General features: G+C 71.0%; 8 protein-coding genes. 7 read left to right on the forward strand and 1 reads right to left on the reverse strand.

Annotation, left to right across the window (positions count from 1 at the left end; all coding sequences use genetic code 11):
* Positions 1-28 precede the first annotated feature (28 nt).
* The 6 genes from ACEN9Q_RS13730 (at position 29) to ACEN9Q_RS13755 (ending at position 16,673) form a co-directional block, all read left to right on the forward strand.
* Complete coding sequence (locus ACEN9Q_RS13730) at positions 29-11,890, forward strand: non-ribosomal peptide synthetase (protein ID WP_495628850.1); 11,862 nt, start codon at positions 29-31, stop codon at positions 11,888-11,890.
* An 11-nt stretch (positions 11,891-11,901) separates the two neighbouring features.
* Positions 11,902-12,111: an MbtH family protein gene (locus ACEN9Q_RS13735; protein ID WP_056435430.1), complete on the forward strand. Its 210-nt coding sequence runs from the start codon at positions 11,902-11,904 to the stop codon at positions 12,109-12,111.
* A gap of 21 nt (positions 12,112-12,132) precedes the next feature.
* Entirely contained in the window at positions 12,133-13,383 is a 1,251-nt protein-coding gene (locus ACEN9Q_RS13740) for an HlyD family secretion protein (protein WP_495628851.1), read from the forward strand.
* Position 13,384: 1 nt separating this feature from the next.
* Positions 13,385-14,845: an MFS transporter gene (locus tag ACEN9Q_RS13745; RefSeq protein WP_495628852.1), complete on the forward strand. Its 1,461-nt coding sequence runs from the start codon at positions 13,385-13,387 to the stop codon at positions 14,843-14,845.
* A 24-nt stretch (positions 14,846-14,869) separates the two neighbouring features.
* A complete protein-coding gene (locus ACEN9Q_RS13750) occupies positions 14,870-15,607 on the forward strand; it encodes a thioesterase II family protein (RefSeq protein ID WP_495628853.1) in 738 nt (245 codons plus the stop codon).
* Between the two features lie 217 nt (positions 15,608-15,824).
* Positions 15,825-16,673: a universal stress protein gene (locus ACEN9Q_RS13755; protein WP_495628854.1), complete on the forward strand. Its 849-nt coding sequence runs from the start codon at positions 15,825-15,827 to the stop codon at positions 16,671-16,673.
* A gap of 6 nt (positions 16,674-16,679) precedes the next feature.
* Here ACEN9Q_RS13755 and ACEN9Q_RS13760 read toward each other — a convergent pair whose 3' ends face one another.
* Complete coding sequence (locus tag ACEN9Q_RS13760; RefSeq protein ID WP_495628855.1) at positions 16,680-19,193, reverse strand: phosphoenolpyruvate synthase; 2,514 nt, start codon at positions 19,191-19,193, stop codon at positions 16,680-16,682.
* A 152-nt stretch (positions 19,194-19,345) separates the two neighbouring features.
* On the opposite strand from ACEN9Q_RS13760, the gene ACEN9Q_RS13765 reads away from it, so the two are divergent.
* Positions 19,346-19,897 (forward strand): TetR/AcrR family transcriptional regulator, encoded by a 552-nt coding sequence (locus ACEN9Q_RS13765; protein ID WP_056435449.1) that lies wholly within the window; start codon positions 19,346-19,348, stop codon positions 19,895-19,897.
* The last annotated feature ends 85 nt before the right edge of the window (positions 19,898-19,982 follow it).

Raw genomic sequence — 19,982 nt, forward strand, 5'->3', positions numbered from 1 at the left:
ATCCACGATCAGCGCACCCGAATCACACATGAGCAAGAGCGTCAACAGTAGTGCCAACTCCAGCGGCCAGCGCAGCATGCGCCGTCACGAACAGACCCTGTCCGGCGACGGCTGGCGCAAGATCGTCGATTACTGCGAGCGCCAGGCCATCCCCGCCGCCCGCTTCCTGAACGTGCTGTGCGGCTTCCTGCTCGCGCGCCATGTCGGCCATCGCGCGCCCTTCGCCATGATGACGGCGGCGGGTCCGCTGCCGATCGACTGCACGGACAACGGCCCGGCCGGCGACATCGGCACCGTGCTGCGCCGCGACGCCGCGCCGGCCATGGATGCGGGCGACGCGAACGCCCGCTTCCACGCGCACGTCGGCGCGGACGGCGTCCGGCTGGAACTGGAGCACGCGGAAAAAGGCCTGGACGGCGACGGCCTCCTGCGGCACATGGAACGGGTCGGGCACCAGATCGTGTCAGGCACCACCCGCTGGGAACACGTGTCGCTGCTGGACGGCGCCGAAGCGCGGCGCCAACTGGTCGAATGGAACGACACGGCCACGACCTATCCGGCGCACCTCGGCGTGCACCAGGCGTTCGAGGCGCAGGCTGCCCGCACGCCCGCGGCCACGGCGCTGGCGTGGGACGGCGGCACGCTCGCCTACGCCGAACTGAACGCCCGCGCCAACCGCCTGGCCCGCCGCCTGCGCGACCACGGCGCCGCGCCGGACACCCAGGTCGCGCTGTGCCTGGACCGCGGGCCGGACCTGATCGTCGCGCTGCTCGCGATCCTCAAGGCCGGCGCGGCGTACGTCCCTCTCGATCCTGCCTATCCCGCCGCGCGCCTTGCTCACATGCTGGCCGATTCGGCGCCCGCGCTGCTGGTGACCGATACGAAGCTGCTGGCCCGGCTGCCGGTCGGGCCGGAACTGCCCGTACTCTGTTTGGACACCCGCCACGACGCGGTGGACGCCGACACTAACCTGGACCTCGCCGTCCATCCCGAGCGACTGTGCTACGTGATCTACACGTCAGGTTCCACCGGCCAGCCCAAGGGCGTGGCCGTCAGCCACCGCAACGTGCTGCGCCTCGTCCACGGCGGCTACTGCGAACTGGGACCGGAACAGCGCGTGCTGCAGTTCGCCCCCGTCAGCTTCGACGCGTCCACGTTCGAGATCTGGAGCACGCTGCTCGGCGGCGCCTGCCTCGTGCTGGCGCCGCCCGGTCCGTGCTCGGTGGCCGACCTGGGCCGGCTCATCGCCGCCCAGCGCATCGACACCGCCTGGTTCACGGCCGCCCTGTTCAACCAGATGGTCGAGCACCAGTTGCCCGCGCTCGCGTCGATGCGCCACATCCTCGCCGGCGGCGAAGCGCTGTCGCCGGGCCACGCGCGGACGCTGCGCGATGCCAACCCATCGATCCTGCTCAGCAACGGCTACGGTCCGACCGAGACCACCACCTTCGCCTGCCACCACCCGGTCACGGCGCGCGACGACTTCAACCTGCCGCTGCCGCTCGGCCGTCCGATCGCCAATACCGCGATCTACATCCTCGACGGCTGGCTCAACCCGGTGCCCGTCGGCGTCGCCGGCGAACTGCACATCGGCGGCGCCGGCGTCGCCCGCGGCTATCTGCGCCGGCCCGGCATGACGGCCGAGAAGTTCATTCCCGACCCGTTCAGCGGCGAGCCCGGCGCGCGCATGTATAAATCCGGCGACCTGGGCCGCCAGCGTCCCGACGGCACCGTCGAATTCCTCGGCCGGATCGACCAGCAGGTCAAGATCCGCGGCTTCCGCATCGAACCGGGAGAAATCGAAACCGCGCTGACCGCGCTGCCCGGCGTGCGCGAAGCGGCCGTGCTGGCGCGCGAGGACGTCCCCGGCGACAAGCGCCTCGTTGCCTACGCCGTGGTCGACGACGGCGCCGCGCTGGATGCGCCCGCGCTGCGCGCGGCACTGGCCGCGACGCTGCCCGAGCACATGGTGCCCGCCCATTACATGCTGCTCGAGCGCATGCCGCTCACGCCCAACGGCAAGACCGACCGCAAGGCGCTGCCCGCGCCCGACCTGAAACGCGGCGACGCCGGCTACGTGGCCCCGGCCGGTGCCACCGCGCAGGCGCTGGCCGCCATCTGGGCCGGCACGCTGGCCCTGGACCGCGTCGGCGCCGACGACAACTTCTTCGCGCTGGGCGGCCATTCGCTGCTGGCCACGCAAGTCATGTCCAAGGTGCGCGCCGCGTTCGGGCTGGAACTGCCCGTGCGCGCGCTGTTCGAGGCGCGCACCGTGGCCGCGCTGGCGGCCCGCGTCGATGCTGCCGTGCGCGACGGCACGGACGCATCCCTCGCGCCGATCCTGCCGGCGCCGCCCGGCGCGCTGCAACTATCGTTCGCCCAGCAGCGGCTGTGGTTCCTGGACCAGTACGAGCCCGGCAGCGCGTTCTACAACATGCCGTTCTCGATCCGCTTCAGCGGCGACCTGGACACCGAACACCTGCGGCGCGCATTGGACACGGTCGTCCAGCGCCACGACGCACTGCGCACCCGCTTCGTCGTCATTGACGGCACGCCGGCGCAGCAGGTCGTGCCGCATGCCGCGGTGACGCTGCCCCCCATCGATCTGTCGATGCTGCATGGCGGGGCGCTCGACGCCGAAGTGCGCCGCCTCGCGCTGGCCGAAGCGGCCGCGCCGTTCGACCTCGCAGCCGACCGCCTGATCCGCTGGACCCTGCTGCGCCTGTCCGCCGCCGAACACGTGCTGCTGCTGACCATGCACCACATCGTCTCCGACGGCTGGTCCATGGGCGTGCTGCTGCGCGAACTCACGGCCGCGTACACCGCGTACGTCCGCGGCCTGCCGTCGCCGCTGGCCGCACTGGCGCTGCAATACACCGACTTCGCCCATTGGCAGCGCCAGTGGCTCGGCGGCGACGTCAAGCGCCGCCTGCTCGACTACTGGACCAGTCAACTGGCCGGCGCGCCGGCGCTGCTCGAACTGCCGACCGACCGTCCGCGCCCGCCCGTACAGCGCCACCACGGCGCTACGTTGGCCTTCGCGGTCGATGCCGACGCCGCCGCCGCGCTGTACGACCTGGGCAAACGCGCCGGCACCACGCTGTACGTCGTGCTCACCGCCGCCTTCCAGGTCCTGCTGCACCGCTACAGCGGCCAGCGCGACATCTGCATCGGCGCCCCGATCGCCAACCGCAACCGCAGCGAGATCGAGGACCTGATCGGCTTCTTCGTCAACACGCTGGTGCTGCGCGCCCGCATCGACCCGGCCGCGCCGTTCAGCGCCCTGCTGGCCCAGGCCCACGCCACGGCGCTGGACGCCTACGCCCACCAGGACCTGCCGCTGGACATGCTGGTCGAAGCCCTCAACCCCGAGCGCCACCTGGGCCACGCGCCGCTGTTCCAGGTCGCGCTGGTGCTGCAGAACGCCCCGACCGGCGACCTCGATCTGCCCGGCGTGCGCATCGACACGACCGCCACCGACACCGGCACCGCGCGCTTCGACCTGCTGCTCAGCGTGACCGAAACCGGCGGCCAGTTCGACTGCGCGTTCGAATACAACACGGACCTGTTCGACGCGACGACCATCGCACGCCTGCGCGACCACTGGCTGCACCTGCTGCGCGCCGTCGCCGCCGACCCGGCCACGCCGGTCGCCCTGCTGCCGCTGCTGGACGACGTTGAACGACGCCGCCAACTGGTCGAATGGAACGACACCGCGACGGTCGAGCCGGGACCGCACACCGTGCACGAGCTGTTCGAACTGCAGGCCCGGCGCACGCCGCAGCGCGTGGCCGTCGTGTGCGACGGCGCCACGCTCACCTACGAAGAACTCAACACCCGCGCCAACCAGCTGGCGCGCCACCTGCGCCAGGCCGGCGCCGGCAACGACGCGCTGGTGGGCCTGTGCGTGGAACGATCGCTGGAGATGATCGTCGGCCTGCTGGGCATTCTGAAATCCGGCGCCGCCTACGTGCCGCTGGACGCCAGCTATCCGCCCGAACGGCTGCGCTACATGCTGGAAGACGCCAGGCCGCTCATGCTGCTGACGCAGGAACGCCTGCTCGAGCGCCTGCCCGCGCTGGACGCGCCTTCCCTTTGCCTCGATACCGCCTGGCCCGCACTGGCAGCCCATTCCGGCGCCGACCTGGCCGCCCCCTGCGACCCGCGGCACCTGTGCTACGTGATCTACACATCCGGCTCCACGGGCCAGCCCAAGGGCGCCGCCGTCGCGCACCAGGGACTGCACAACCTCGTGCGCTGGTACATACGGCACTACGACGTGACGCCCGCGGACAAGGCGCTGATATTCTCGTCGATCAGCTTCGACCTGACCCAGAAGAACATCTTCGCCATGCTCGCGGTGGGGGCCGAAGTACACCTGCCGGCCGAGGGTTACGCGCCGGACCTGGCATTCCGCCAGATCGAGGACGATGGCATCACCATCCTGAACTGCGCCACGCGCGCCTTCTACCCACTGCTGTCCTACCAGACCCCGGAACGCCCGCTGCGACTGCGCCAGGTGCTGATCGGCGGCGAGGTGGTCAACTCGCAGCTGCTGGCCGAGTCGTTCCGCCGTGTGGCGCAGCCCCCCCTGTTCCACAACACCTATGGCCCGACCGAGACGTCGGACATCAACTGCAGCTTCCAGTTCGACCCGCGCGCGGCGCAGGATAACGTGCCGCTCGGCCTCCCCATCGACAATACGCGCTTCTACGTGCTGGACGCCTGGCTCAACCCGGTGCCGATCGGCGTGGCCGGCGAGCTGCACATCGGCGGCGTATGCGTCGGCCGCGGCTACCTGCGCCGCCCCGGCATGACGGCCGAGAAGTTCATCCCCGACCCGTTCAGCGGCGAGCCCGGTGCGCGCATGTACAAGTCCGGCGACCTGGCCCGCCAGCGCCCCGACGGTACCGTCGAATTCCTGGGCCGGATCGACCAGCAGGTCAAGATCCGCGGCTTCCGCATCGAACCGGGCGAGATCGAAACCGCCTTGACCGCGCTGCCCGGCGTGCGCGAAGCGGCCGTGCTGGCGCGCGAGGACGTCCCCGGCGACAAGCGCCTCGTCGCCTACGCCGTGATCGACGACGGCGCCGCGCTGGATGCGGCCGCCCTGCGCGCGGCACTGGCCGCGACGCTGCCCGAGCACATGGTGCCCGCCCATTACGTGCTGCTCGAGCGCATGCCGCTCACGCCCAACGGCAAGACCGACCGCAAGGCCCTGCCCGCGCCCGACCTGAAACGCGGCGACGCCGGCTACGTGGCCCCGGCCGGTGCCACCGCGCAGGCGCTGGCCGCCATCTGGGCCGGCACGCTGGCCCTGGACCGCGTCGGCGCCGACGACAACTTCTTCACGCTTGGCGGCCATTCGCTGCTGGCCACGCAAGTCATGTCCAAGGTTCGCGCCGCGTTCGGGCTGGAACTGCCGGTGCGCGCGCTGTTCGAGGCACCCACCGTCGCTGCGCTGGCGGCCCGCGTGGACGCCGCCGTGCGCGACGGCACGGACGCATCCCTCGCGCCGATCCTGCCCGCGCCGCCGGGCGACCTGCAACTGTCGTTCGCCCAGCAGCGGCTGTGGTTCCTGGACCAGTACGAGCCAGGGAGCCCGTTCTACAACATGCCGTTCTCGATCCGCTTCAGCGGCGAGCTGGATATCGAGCACCTGCGGCGCGCGCTGGACACCGTCGTACAACGCCACGACGCGCTGCGCACCCGCTTCGTCGTCGTCGACGGCACGCCGGTGCAGCAGGTCGTGCCGCATGCCGCCGTGACGCTGCCCGCCATCGATCTGTCGACGCTGGACGGCGAGGCATGCAGCGCCGAAGTGCGCCGCCTCGCGCTGGCCGAAGCGGCCGCGCCGTTCGACCTCGCCGCCGACCGCCTGATCCGCTGGACCCTGCTGCGCCTGTCCGCCGCCGAACACGTGCTGCTGCTGACCATGCACCACATCGTCTCCGACGGCTGGTCCATGGGCGTGCTGCTGCGCGAACTCACGGCCGCGTACACCGCGTACGTCCGCGGCCTGGCCGCGCCACTGGCGCCGCTGACGCTGCAATACACCGACTTCGCCCATTGGCAGCGCCAGTGGCTCGGCGGCGACGTCAAGCGCCGCCTGCTCGACTACTGGACCAGTCAACTGGCCGGCGCGCCGGCGCTGCTCGAACTGCCGACCGACCGTCCCCGCCCGCCGGTGCAGCGCCACCACGGCGCGACGCTGTCGTTCGCGGTCGACGCCGACGCCGCCGCCGCGCTGTACGACCTGGGCAAACAGGCCGGCACCACGCTGTACGTCGTGCTCACCGCCGCGTTCCAGGTCCTGCTGCACCGCTACAGCGGCCAGCGCGACATCTGCATCGGCGCCCCGATCGCCAACCGCAACCGCAGCGAGACCGAGGACCTGATCGGCTTCTTCGTCAACACGCTGGTGCTGCGCGCCCGCATCGATCCGGCGGCGCCGTTCAGCGCCCTGCTGGCCCAGGCCCACGCCACGGCGCTGGACGCCTACGCCCACCAGGACCTGCCGCTGGACATGCTGGTCGAAGCCCTCAAGCCCGAGCGCCACCTGGGCCACGCACCGCTGTTCCAGGTCGCGCTCGTGCTGCAGAACGCCCCGACCGGCGAACTCGATCTGCCCGGCGTACGCATCGACACGACCGCCACCGACACCGGCACCGCGCGCTTCGACCTGCTGCTCAGCGTCACCGAAACCGGCGGCCAGTTCGACTGCGCGTTCGAATACAACACGGACCTGTTCGACGCGACGACCATCGAACGCCTGCGCGACCACTGGCTGCATCTGCTGCGCGCCGTCGGCGCCGACCCGGCCACGCCGGTCGCCCTGCTGCCGCTGCTGGACGACGCCGAAGCGCGGCGCCAACTGGTCGAATGGAACGACACGGCCACGACCTATCCGGCGCACCCCGGCGTGCACCAGGCATTCGAGGCGCAAGCCGCCCGCACGCCCGCAGCCACCGCACTGGCGTGGGACGGCGGCACGCTCGCCTATGCCGAACTGAATGCGCGCGCCAACCGCCTGGCGCGCCGCCTGCGCGACCACGGCGTGGCGCCGGACACCCAGGTCGCGCTGTGCCTGGACCGCGGGCCGGACCTGATCGTCGCCCTGCTCGCCATCCTCAAGGCCGGCGCCGCGTACGTGCCGCTCGATCCCGCCTATCCCGCCGCGCGGCTTGCTCACATGCTGGCCGATTCGGCGCCCGCGCTGCTGGTGACCGATACGAAGCTGCTGGCCCGGCTGCCGGTCGGGCCCGAGCTCCCGGTGCTTCTCCTGGACGCTGGCCACGACGCCGCCACGGACGCCGACCGCTCGACGAATGCCTACGCTTCAGGGCACGCCGACGCCGACGCCGACGCCGACGCCAACCCCGACCTCGCCGTCCACCCCGAGCGACTGTGCTACGTGATCTACACGTCAGGTTCGACCGGCCAGCCCAAGGGCGTGGCCGTCAGCCACCGCAACGTGCTGCGCCTCGTCCACGGCGGCTATTGCGAACTCGGGCCTGAGCAGCGCGTGCTGCAGTTCGCCCCCGTCAGCTTCGACGCGTCCACGTTCGAGATCTGGAGCACACTGCTCGGCGGCGCCTGCCTCGTGCTGGCGCCGCCCGGACCGTGCTCGGTGGCCGACCTGGGCCGCCTCATCGCCGCCCAGCGCATCGACACCGCATGGTTCACGGCCGCCCTGTTCAACCAGATGGTCGAGCACCAGTTGCCCGCGCTCGCGTCGATGCGCCACATCCTCGCCGGCGGCGAAGCGCTGTCGCCCGGCCACGCGCGCACGCTGCGCGACGCCAACCCATCGATCCTGCTCAGCAACGGCTACGGTCCGACCGAGACCACCACCTTCGCCTGCCACCACCCGGTGACGGCACGCGACGACTTCAACCTGCCGCTCCCGCTCGGCCGCCCGATCGCCAATACCGCGATCTACATCCTCGACGCGTGGCTCAACCCCGTGCCCGTCGGCGTCGCCGGCGAACTGCACATCGGCGGCGCCGGCGTCGCGCGCGGCTATCTGCGCCGGCCCGGCATGACGGCCGAGAAGTTCATTCCCGACCCGTTCAGCGGCGAAGCCGGCGCGCGCATGTACAAGTCCGGCGACCTGGCCCGCCAGCGTCCCGACGGCACCGTCGAATTCCTCGGCCGGATCGACCAGCAGGTCAAGATCCGCGGCTTCCGCATCGAACCGGGCGAGATCGAAACCGCGCTGACGGCGCTGCCCGGCGTGCGCGAAGCGGCCGTGCTGGCGCGCGAGGACGTCCCCGGCGACAAGCGCCTCGTTGCCTACGCCGTGGTCGACGACGGCGCCGCGCTGGATGCGCCCGCGCTGCGCGCGGCACTGGCCGCGACGCTGCCCGAGCACATGGTGCCCGCCCATTACATGCTGCTCGAGCGCATGCCGCTCACGCCCAACGGCAAGACCGACCGCAAGGCCCTGCCCGCGCCCGACCTGAAACGCGGCGACACCGGCTACGTGGCCCCGGCCGGTGCCACCGCGCAGGCGCTGGCCGCCATCTGGGCCGGCACGCTGGCCCTGGACCGCGTCGGCGCGGACGACAACTTCTTCACGCTGGGCGGGCATTCGCTGCTGGCCACGCAAGTCATGTCCAAGGTGCGGGCCGCGTTCGGACTGGAACTGCCCGTGCGCGCGCTGTTCGAGGCGCCGACCGTCGCCGCGCTGGCGGCCCGCGTCGATGCTGCCGTGCGCGACGGCACGGACGCATCCCTCGCACCGATCCTGCCGGCGCCGCCGGGCGCACTGCAACTGTCGTTCGCCCAGCAGCGGCTGTGGTTCCTGGACCAGTACGAGCCAGGCAGCCCGTTCTACAACATGCCGTTCTCGATCCGCTTCAGCGGCGACCTGGATATCGAGCACCTGCGGCGCGCGCTGGACACCGTCGTACAACGCCACGACGCGCTGCGCACCCGCTTCGTCGTCGTCGACGGCACGCCGGAGCAGCAGGTCGTGCCGCATGCCGCCGTGACGCTGTCCGCCATCGATCTGTCGACGCTGGACGGCGAGGCATGCAGCGCCGAAGTGCGCCGCCTCGCGCTGGCCGAAGCGGCCGCGCCGTTCGACCTCGCCGCCGACCGCCTGATCCGCTGGACCCTGCTGCGCCTGTCCGCCGCCGAACACGTGCTGCTGCTGACCATGCACCACATCGTCTCCGACGGCTGGTCGATGGGTGTGCTGTTGCGCGAACTCACGGCCGCATACACCGCGTACGTCCGCGCCCTGCCGTCGCCGTTGGCGCCGCTGGCGCTGCAATACACCGACTTCGCCCATTGGCAGCGCCAGTGGCTCGGCGGCGACGTCAAGCGCCGCCTGCTCGACTACTGGACCGGCCAGCTCGCCGGGGCGCCGGCGCTGCTCGAACTGCCGACCGACCGTCCCCGCCCGCCGGTGCAGCGCCACCACGGCGCGACGCTGGCCTTCGCGGTCGATGCCGACGCGGCCGCCGCGCTGTACGACCTGGTCAAGCGGGCCGGCACCACGCTGTACGTCGTGCTCACCGCCGCCTTCCAGGTCCTGCTGCACCGCTACAGCGGCCAGCGCGACATCTGCATCGGCGCCCCGATCGCCAACCGCAACCGCAGCGAGACCGAGGACCTGATCGGCTTCTTCGTCAACACGCTGGTGCTGCGCGCCCGCATCGACCCCGCGGCGCCGTTCAGCGCCCTGCTGGCCCAGGCCCACGCCACGGCGCTGGACGCCTACGCCCACCAGGACCTGCCGCTGGACATGCTGGTCGAAGCCCTCAAGCCCGAGCGCCACCTGGGCCACGCACCGCTGTTCCAGGTCGCGCTCGTGCTGCAGAACGCCCCGACCGGCGAACTCGATCTGCCCGGCGTGCGCATCGACACGACCGCCACCGACACCGGCACCGCGCGCTTCGACCTGCTGCTCAGCGTCACCGAAACCGGCGGCCGCTTCGATTGCGCCTTCGAATACAACACGGACCTGTTCGACGCGACGACCATCGACCGCCTGCGCGACCACTGGCTGCACCTGCTGCGCGCCGTCGCCGCCGACCCGGCCACGCCGGTCGCCCTGCTGCCGCTGCTGGACGACGTTGAACGACGCCGCCAACTGGTCGAATGGAACGACACGGCCACGACCTATCCGGCGCACCCCGGCGTGCACCAGGCATTCGAGGCGCAGGCTGCCCGCACGCCCGCAGCCACCGCACTGGCGTGGGACGGCGGCACGCTCGCCTATGCCGAACTGAATGCGCGCGCCAACCGCCTGGCGCGCCGCCTGCGCCACCAAGGCGTCGCGCCGGACACCCAGGTCGCGCTGTGCCTGGACCGCGGGCCGGACCTGATCGTCGCCCTGCTCGCGATCCTCAAGGCCGGCGCGGCGTACGTGCCACTCGATCCCGCCTATCCCGCCGCGCGCCTGTCTCACATGCTGGCCGATTCGGCCCCGGCGCTGCTGGTGACCGATACGAAGCTGCTGGCCCGGCTGCCGGTCGGGCCGGAACTGCCCGTACTCTGTTTGGACACCCGCCACGACGCGGTGGACGCCGACACTAACCTGGACCTCGCCGTCCATCCCGAGCGACTGTGTTACGTGATCTACACGTCCGGTTCCACCGGCCAGCCCAAGGGCGTGGCCGTCAGCCACCGCAACGTGCTGCGCCTCGTCCACGGCGGCTATTGCGAACTGGGGCCGGAACAGCGCGTGCTGCAGTTCGCCCCCGTCAGCTTCGACGCGTCGACCTTCGAGATCTGGAGCACGCTGCTCGGCGGCGCCTGCCTCGTGCTGGCGCCGCCCGGCCCGTGCTCGGTGGCCGACCTGGGCCGCCTCATCGCCGCCCAGCGCATCGACACCGCATGGTTCACGGCGGCCCTGTTCAACCAGATGGTCGAGCACCAGCTGCCCGCGCTCGCGTCGATGCGCCACATCCTCGCCGGCGGCGAAGCGCTGTCGCCGGGCCACGCGCGCACGCTGCGCGATGCCAACCCATCGATCCTGCTCAGCAACGGCTACGGACCGACCGAGACCACCACCTTCGCCTGCCACCATCCGGTCACGGCGCGCGACGACTTCAACCTGCCGCTGCCGCTCGGCCGTCCGATCGCCAACACCGCGATCTACATCCTCGACGCGTGGCTCAACCCGGTGCCCGTCGGCGTGGCCGGCGAGCTGCACATCGGCGGCGCCGGGGTCGCCCGCGGCTATCTGCGCCGGCCCGGCATGACGGCCGAGAAGTTCATCCCCGATCCGTTCAGCGCGGAACCCGGCGCGCGCATGTATAAATCCGGCGACCTGGCCCGCCAGCGTCCCGACGGCACCATCGAATTCCTCGGCCGGATCGACCAGCAGGTCAAGATCCGCGGCTTCCGCATCGAACCGGGCGAGATCGAAACCGCCCTGACCGCGCTGCCCGGCGTGCGCGAAGCGGCCGTGCTGGCGCGCGAGGACGTCCCCGGCGACAAGCGCCTCGTCGCCTACGCCGTGGTCGACGACGGCGCCGCGCTGGACGCGGCCGCCCTGCGCGCGGCACTGGCCGCGACGCTGCCCGAGCACATGGTGCCCGCCCATTACGTGCTGCTCGAGCGCATGCCGCTCACGCCCAACGGCAAGACCGACCGCAAGGCCCTGCCGGCGCCCGACCTGAGCCGCGGCGACGACGGCTATGCCGCGCCGCGCACGCCGCGGGAGGAGCGCTTCTGCGCCGTCTGGTGCGAGGTGCTGGGACTGCCGCAGGTCGGCATCCACGACAACTTCTTCGCCATCGGCGGCCATTCGCTGCTGGCCGTGAAGCTGCTCGCGGTGCTGGACGGCGGCCCGGACCGCGTCGCCCTGAGCATCAAGGACCTTTACCTTTACCCCACCGTCGCCGAACTGGCGCACCACACAACAGCCGATTGAAGGACACCGCAATGAGCTCCGATAACACCAGCGAAGTACTGTACCGCGTCGTGATCAACCAGGAAGGCCAGTATTCGATCTGGCCCGCCGGCCGCGACGTTCCGTCCGGCTGGACCGCCGCCGGCGAGCCGGACACCCGCGCGAACTGCCTGGCCCGGATCGAGGACGAGTGGACCGACATGCGTCCGCTGTCCCTGCGCGCCGCCGCCAACCTGCACTAGGCCGACGACGAGGAAGTACGCATGAAGCAGGCAGTAACAACGGTATTCAAGAAAGCCCGCCTGGCATTGGCGCTGGCCGGTTGCGCCGCCGCCGTCGCCGGCATCGCCTGGTGGGAGACGCAGCAGGCCGACACCATCCGCACCGACAACGCCTTCGTGTTCGGCCACGTGACCCGTCTCGTCAGCCCGACCAACGGCGCCGTCGACGAACTCGCGCTCGCGCCGCACGCCGCCGCCAGCCGCGACGCCGTGGCGTTCATCCTGAACAAACCCGAATACGAGCTCGCGATCACCAAGGCGTCGACGCAGCTGCGGGCCGCGCTGCGCGACGAACTGCTGCGATGCTCGTCGCGCCAGGCCACGCGCTATCGCATCGAGCAGGCGGACGTCGCGCTCGACCGCTCGCATACCCTGCTGGAACAGGCGAGCAACCTGGTCAGCAACGCCTACCTGCCGAAAGACGCGCTGCTCGAACGCCAGTCCAGTGAAAAACAGGCGCTGTTGAACCAGAAGCTGGCCCAGCTCGAAGGCGCCAACGTCGACTACCAGCTGGTCGCGCCGCTGACCATGCGTTCCAACGTCGCCGCGGCGATCCAGGCATTGAGCGCGGCCCTGGCGACCAAGCAGCGCTCCACGCTGCGCCTCGACGACGACGCCTACATCTACGACGTGTTCGTGACCCGCGGCCAGTCGATCTCGGAAGGCACGCTGCTGGCCACGATGGTCCCGGCGGGCCCCGTCGAAGTGCAGGCGAACGTGCTCGAATCGCAGTATCGCCAGGTCCGCATCGGCCAGCCCGTCGACGTGCGCTTCGATGCCGCCCCCGGACAGAAGACCTACCACGGCCGCGTCAGCGCGCTCGTGCCGGCGGTGGCGGCCGCCTTCTCGCCGGTCCCGCGCGCCAACACCGACTCGAACTGGATCAAGGTCAGCCAGCGCGTGCCCGTCATCATCACGCTCGACGAGACGCTGGCGGCGGGCGACCGCCCGCCGATGGGCTCTTCGGCGGAAGTCGTCATCCATGCGGGCGCGGGGCACGCGCCGGCGCAGGCACCGCGCGCGCCCGCCGCGCCGCGCCGCCGCGCCGACGAGCAGCTGACGCAGGAGCTGGCCCAGCACATGGGACGCATCATGGATGCCGAGCGGCGGCTGGTGCCGGCGTCCCTGCCGCAGGACCTGAAATGCCTCGCCGCGCTCGATGCGAGCCAGCGCAGCGTCCACGTCGTGCCGCGCGCCCCGGCGCAGCGCCTGGCCGTCCAGGCCGATCAGTGACATGGGCCGCTTCGCACTGCTGTACGTGATCCTCTTCCTGCACGTGCTCGACGGCTCCATCGCCAACCTGTCGCTGGTGACGATCGCCCGCGACTTCCACATCGAGCTGTACCAGGGACAGTGGATCGTCACCTCCTTCGGCATCGGCACCGCCATCGCGGTGGCGGTGGGTCCCAGGCTGTCCGGCTGGGCGGGCGAGAAGACCGTCTTCAGCTACGCCCTGCTGGCCTCCGCACTGGCGTCGCTGGGCTGCGGCTGCGCCGGCGGCTTCGCCGAGATGGTGCTCTTTCGCATCGTCCACGGACTCGCCTCGGGCTGCATCATCGTGCTGGGCCAGCGCCTGATCCTGGACGCGGTCGGTCCGGCGCGCCGGGCCTTCGGCTTGTCCATGTGGACCAGCGCGGTGTCCATCGCCCCGGTGGTCGGCCCGCTGGCCGCCGCCGCCATCCTCGAACGGATGTCGTGGCACTGGCTGTTCTGGATGAACGTCCCGATCATCGCGCTCGCCATGCTGATGCTGGGCGACGGCCTGCGCTTCACCGTTGCCGAGGCGGCGGCGGCGGCGCGCCCGCGCCTGGCGCCGTTCGGCCTGCTGGCGATCGCGCTGGTCAGCCTGCAGGTCCTGACCGACGCGGTCTTTGCGCCCGCGCCCGACGCCGCCGCACCGTGGGCGGGCCTGGCCCTGGCGCTCAGCTGCGCGCTGCTGGCGCGGCGCGGCAAGGAGGACCTGTTCCAGTGGCGCCTGCTGGCCAATGCCAATTTCCGGCTCTACACCGCCATCATCACCACCGTCAACGCGTTCCTGATGACGACCATGGTGTGCTATCCGATCTGGCTGCAGACCGGATACGGCCTGTCCATCCCCAACGTGGCGTGGGTCATCGCGGCCGGCGGCCTGATCGCCGGTGTGCTGAGCCCACTGCTCGCCAGGCTCAAGATGCCCGGGCTGTACCCGCTGACGGTCGCCGCGTCGCTGGCGGTGTTCGCCCTGTCCTGCTGGCTGACGGTGCGCCTGCAGCCGTATTCCGGCATGACCGACCTGATGCTGCCGCGTATCGTGCTCGGCTTCGGGCTGGCGCTGTTCTCGCCCGCGACCTTCCTCAGCCTGGCCGACCTGCCGGAATCGGACAGTACCGCGGCCATCAGCATGTCGATGTTCCTGCGCGTCGCCTTCGCCAACCTGATCGTGGCGATCGGCGTGCGCATGTCGCAGCTGCTCAGCGGCCACGCGTCCGAATCGCTGCTGGCGCAGGGCTACGGCAGCACCGACGGCGGCATCGGCACCGACGTCGCCGCCATGGTGGACCAGTTGCAGCGCTACGCCGACACCTCCGCCATGCACGACCTGTTCGCCGGCGCCGGCGTGATCTTCCTGCTGACGATGGGGCTCGCGTGCCACGCGATCCGCGCCCTGGCCGCGGCGCGCCGCGCGGCCGCGCAAGCCGCTTCCTCCTCCACCTGATCGTACCGTTCCAAGGACTCTCCCATGCAACAAACTCCCTGGCTGACAAGGCAATGCGTCGGCACCCCGCGCATGCGGCTCTACTGCCTGCCCTACGCCGGCGGCGGCGCCGAGATCTACGCCGGCTGGCACGCCGCCCTGCCCGGCGTCGAAGTCTGCACGGTGCAACTGCCCGGACGCGGCATCCGCTTTCGCGAAGCGCCACTCGACACGCTGCCGGAACTGCTGGCCGAACTGGCGCAGCTGACGTCGCAGGACCGCGCGCTGCCGTTCGCCCTGTTCGGCCACAGCCTCGGCGCGCTGATCGCGTTCGAACTGGCCCGCTACTGCCGGCGCCACTACCTGCCGCTGCCGCAACGCCTGATCGTCTCGGGCTGCGACGCGCCCAACCAGCGCGAGACCGGCGGCGGCATGCACCGGCTGCCCGACGCGGACCTGATCGCGGCGCTGCGCACCTATAACGGCACGCCGCCGCAGGTGCTGGCGCATGCGGACCTCATGGCCCTCGTGTTGCCGTCCATCCGCGCCGATTTCGCGCTGAGCGAACGCTACGCCTACCGCGTCCAGCCCCCGCTGGCGCTGCCCCTGTCGGTCTACGTCGGCAAGGACGACCCGCTGCTGTCCGCGGCCACGGTCAAGGGCTGGGACGTGGAGACCAGCGCGACCTGCCGCACCCGGTGGTTCAACGGCGATCACTTCTTCGTGCACGGACAGCGCGACGCGGTACTGGCGGCCTTGCGCGACGACCTGGCGTTGCCCTGAAGCGGGGCATCCACCAGGCTCTTCGCGCACATTCGGATATTCACTACACCTTTCTTGATCCGGGTCATATCGAAGCGGCATTCCGAAGGACTAGCATCAATCCGTTACAGGACCCTTCGGCTATCGCGTACCCGATGAACGCGCCGCAACGGCAAATCCTGCAATTCGCCCTCGCCACGCCGCGTTGACAACCGACAAGCATACGAAGGAGCGCATCATGGAATACAAGACGATTCTCGTCCACGTCGACGATTCGCCCGAGGCCCCCGACCTCGTCGCCTCGGCAGTCAGGCTGGCGCAGGCGCAGGGGGCGCACCTGGTCGGAATGACGCAGACGGGCATCTCCCGCGTCATCCGCGAAACCACGCTGCCCGGCGTGGATCTCGGCGATCTGACGGCCCTGCTCCACGACCTGCGCGCGGTCGCCGAGGGACGCGCCGCCAATTTCGACGCGATGGCGCGCCACGCGGGCCTCGCCTCCTTCGAGCACCGGATCGACGACGAGGAGCCGGGGCTGGCGCTGGCGCTCCAGGCCCTGTATGCCGACCTCGTGATCGTCGGGCGCACCCGGCCAGGGACGCCCGCGCTGTCCGGCGTCGCCGGGTTGCCCGAATACGTCGCGATGAACTCGCCCTGCCCCGTGCTCGTGCTGCCACATCCCGGCACGCACGCGGGCGCACACACAGGCGCGTTCGACCGCGTGATGGTGGCCTGGAACGCCAGCCCGGAAGCCGCGCGCGCCGTCCGCGCGGCGCTGCCGCTGCTCGCGCGCGCAAAAGAGGTGGAAGTCGCCGTGTTCGACGACGACGCCTCGAGCGCCGGCTCGCCCGAAGACGCGGCGGAGGTGGCGCGGTTCCTGGCCCGGCACAGCGTCAACGCCACCGTCACCCGCCATCATCCGCGCGGCGAGGTCGGCAACGCGTTGCTGGTCCTGGCCGAGGACCGGAAAGCCGGCCTGCTCGTCATGGGCTGCTACGGCCATTCGCGCTATCGGGAAATCCTGCTCGGCGGCGTCAGCCGCACCGTCCTGCGCCGCCCGACGGTGCCGGTACTGCTGGCACATTGAATCTCCTCAATCCGTGAGGATGGTGACCACGCCGCGCGTGCCATCCAGGCGGATGCGCTGGCCGTCGCCGATCCGCCGCGTGGCGTCATGCACGGCGACGACGGCGGGCAAGCCGTATTCGCGCGCGATGACCGCGCCATGGCTCATTTGCCCGCCGGCCTCCGTGACGAGTCCGGCGACCGTCAGGAACGACGGGGTCCAGCTCGGGTCCGTGTAGGTGGTGACGAGAATATCCCCGCTCGCGATGTCGGCCGCCGCGATGTCGGTGACGACGCGGGCGCGGCCTTCGACGGTGCCTGCCGAGACCGCCAATCCGGCCAGCGCACCGGCAGGCAGGCCGGGGTGGTCGACTGTACCGAACAACCCTTCCCCATCCGACGTGAGCACCCGCGGCGGCACCAGCCGTTCGTGCGCCGCGAATTCGGCGCGGCGGGCCGCGATGCGACCGCGATCGGCCCGCCCGGCCCGCACGACCTCGCGCAGCTCGTCGAAGCGCAGGTAGAAAATATCGTCGGGACGGTCGAGGACACCGCCCCGGACCAGGCGCCCCGCCTCGCGCCACAGCGCCTGTTTGTACACATCGAAGCGGCACATCCAGCCGTACTTCGGGGATTCGCGATAGCCGATGAAAGCGCGCAGGCGGTCGATCGCGTCTTTCGTTTGCGCCGCCCTCGCCTCGCCATCCGGCCCCGCACGCAGCCGCCGCAGGACGTCCCGCTCGGCAGCCCTGGCGCGGGCCAGCCCCGCATCGAAGCGCCGCCGCGCTTCGCCGGGCTCGAACCGGTCCACATTGGCAAGAATCATCGGGACGAGCGCGGCCGGGCGTTCGCGCCAGCGGGGCCGCGTCAGGTCGATCTCGCCGGCGCAGCGCATGCCGTATGTTTCCAGGTAGCCGTCGATTGCGGCGAGCGCGTCGCGGCCGCCCTCGACGCGTTCGAGACCGGCCAGGGTCGCGCCGGCGCCAAGCCGCCGCAGGAACGACACCGCGGCGGGATGCGGCCGGATCGCATCGGCCACGTCGAGCAGGTCCAGTCCCATGCGCGAGGTGACGTTGTTGTCGACCGATTGCGTCAGCACGTCGGCGAGGCCCCGTTCACCGAGCCATTCGCCGAGATGGTCGTCCAGCCACCATAGCGCGTCGATGCCCGCCATCAGCGCCAGCCTGCTCCGGGGCGCCGCCAGCTGCTGCTTGAGTGCGGCCAGGTCCTCGGCAATCAGGTCGACGAGTTGGCTCCCGGATGGGTCCGCGAGCCTGCGCCGCGCTTCCGCGACGGCGTTCCCGCTTTCCCTGATCAGCTCGCCGACGAGCGCCGGGTCCGGTACGTCCGCCGGCGACGGCGCGGGCGCGGACGGCGTGGCATCCCGATCGGGCAGCGTCGCGATGAACCCGCGTTCCAGCAGCGTGTTCACCGCGCTTTTGATCAACGGGTCGCGGTTGAGCGTCTTGAGCAGCGCCGTCCGGCTGGCCGATGAGGCAAGCTGGGCGGTAATGTCGACGAACAGCCGCCCGCCCGCTTCGAACATGGGACGCGCCGCCACCGCCTGCCAGAACGACAGGCCGAGCGGCTTCATCGCGTCGGTCATCATCTGCTGATGGCCGACCGACAGGTAGACGCGGCGTTGCCCGTCGTCCCGGTCGGGGACCGGGAACAGGGTCGTGATCGGCCTGCTTTGTACGATCCAGAACCCGCCGTCGGCGAGACACCATTCGATGTCCTGCGGGCCGCCGAAATGGGCGGCGATGCGCCGGCCCAGCTCGGCGAGCGCGTGCGCCTGCCGGTCGCTCAGCAGCGGCCGGGCGCGGCCTGCCGCTCCGATGACCCGGCCATCGCGCAGCTTGATACTGTCGGGCACGACGACGCCCGCGGCCAGCGCCTCGCCCGTGCCGGCACACGCTTCGATCGCGACCACCGTCCTGTCGCCCGTCACGGGGTCGGCGGTAAACATCACGCCGGACGCGCTGGCGGGCACCATGCGCTGCACGATGACCGCCATCGCGGTGCCGCGGTGCGCGATGCCGTGCCGCTGGCGGTACGCGACGGCACGTTCGGTGAACAGCGAAGCCCAGCAACGACGGACGGCAGCGACCACGGCGTCGACCCCGTGCAGGTCGACGTACGACTCGTGCTGCCCCGCGAACGAGGCCGCGGGCATGTCCTCGGCCGTCGCACTGGAGCGCACGGCCCAGGCCGCCTCGTCCCCGCCCGCGGCCAGGCAGTCGGCAATGGCACGCACGAGCGCATCCGGCACCGGCAGCCGTTCGATGCGCGAGCGGATGTCGGCGCACAGCCCGGCATCCGGGCCGGCTTGCCCCGGCGGCCGGCTCTCCAGCCGGTCCACGGCGGCGGCGATGTCGGGCGCGCTCTCGACGTGCGTCGCGAATGCGCGGGTCGTGACGCAGAATCCCGGCGGCACCGCGACGCCGGGGATGCCGGCCAGTTCGCCCAGGTTGGCCGCCTTGCCGCCAGCCAGCGCGGTCCGGTGCCGATCGACTTCAGCGAGAGGAACGATGACGTTCATGGTATCTCCTCGAACAACTTGACACGTTTAAACGGAGGAATATACTCCGCTTATGAAACATGTCAAGAACGGCCACGGCGGAAACGCGAGGCTTCACAACAGGAGCGCCGCACCCGTATGCTTCGGATCTGGACAGTGGACGAGTGAACACCATGCGGGCTGACGCACTGAAGAATCGACAACGGCTGATCGAGGCCGCGATCGAATTGATCCTCGACGTGGGTGGCGACCCGGCGCGCGACGCCATCGCGGAACGTGCCGGGGTCGGCATCGGCACGCTGTACCGCCATTTCCCGGACCAGCAGTCGCTCCTGCACGCGGCCGTGCGCCATGTGCTGGAAGCGAGCATCGCCGCCGGCGAAACCCTGCTCGCCGAGGTGCCGGACGGGGTCGAGCTGCTGCGCCAGTACATGCACGCGGCGCTGGAAAATGGCATTGGCGTGGTCAACATCGTCCACCCGCTCCTGGAACGGCGCGACTGGCCCGATCTGCGCGCGCGCGCCGGCTCGCTTTTGCAAAGCATGGTGCAACGCGCGGTGCAGACAGGCCGCGTTCGCGGCGACCTCTCGGAGCGGGACGTCGTGTTCGCCATGATCCGCTTTGCGCGACCGCTGGCGGTCGGGCTGCCGGCGGCCGAGGAACGCGCGCTCGCCCATCGGCATCTCGATGTCTATATCGACGGGCTGTGTGCCGCGCGCAGGTGAGCGACAAGGCACCACGGCTGCCGCCATGTATCGTCGTGGTCGCCGACAGCCTTGCGTGCGAGCGCGAAGCCGGCGATCGGATCGG

It is taken from the genome of Massilia sp. Masssp93 (assembly GCF_059491295.1).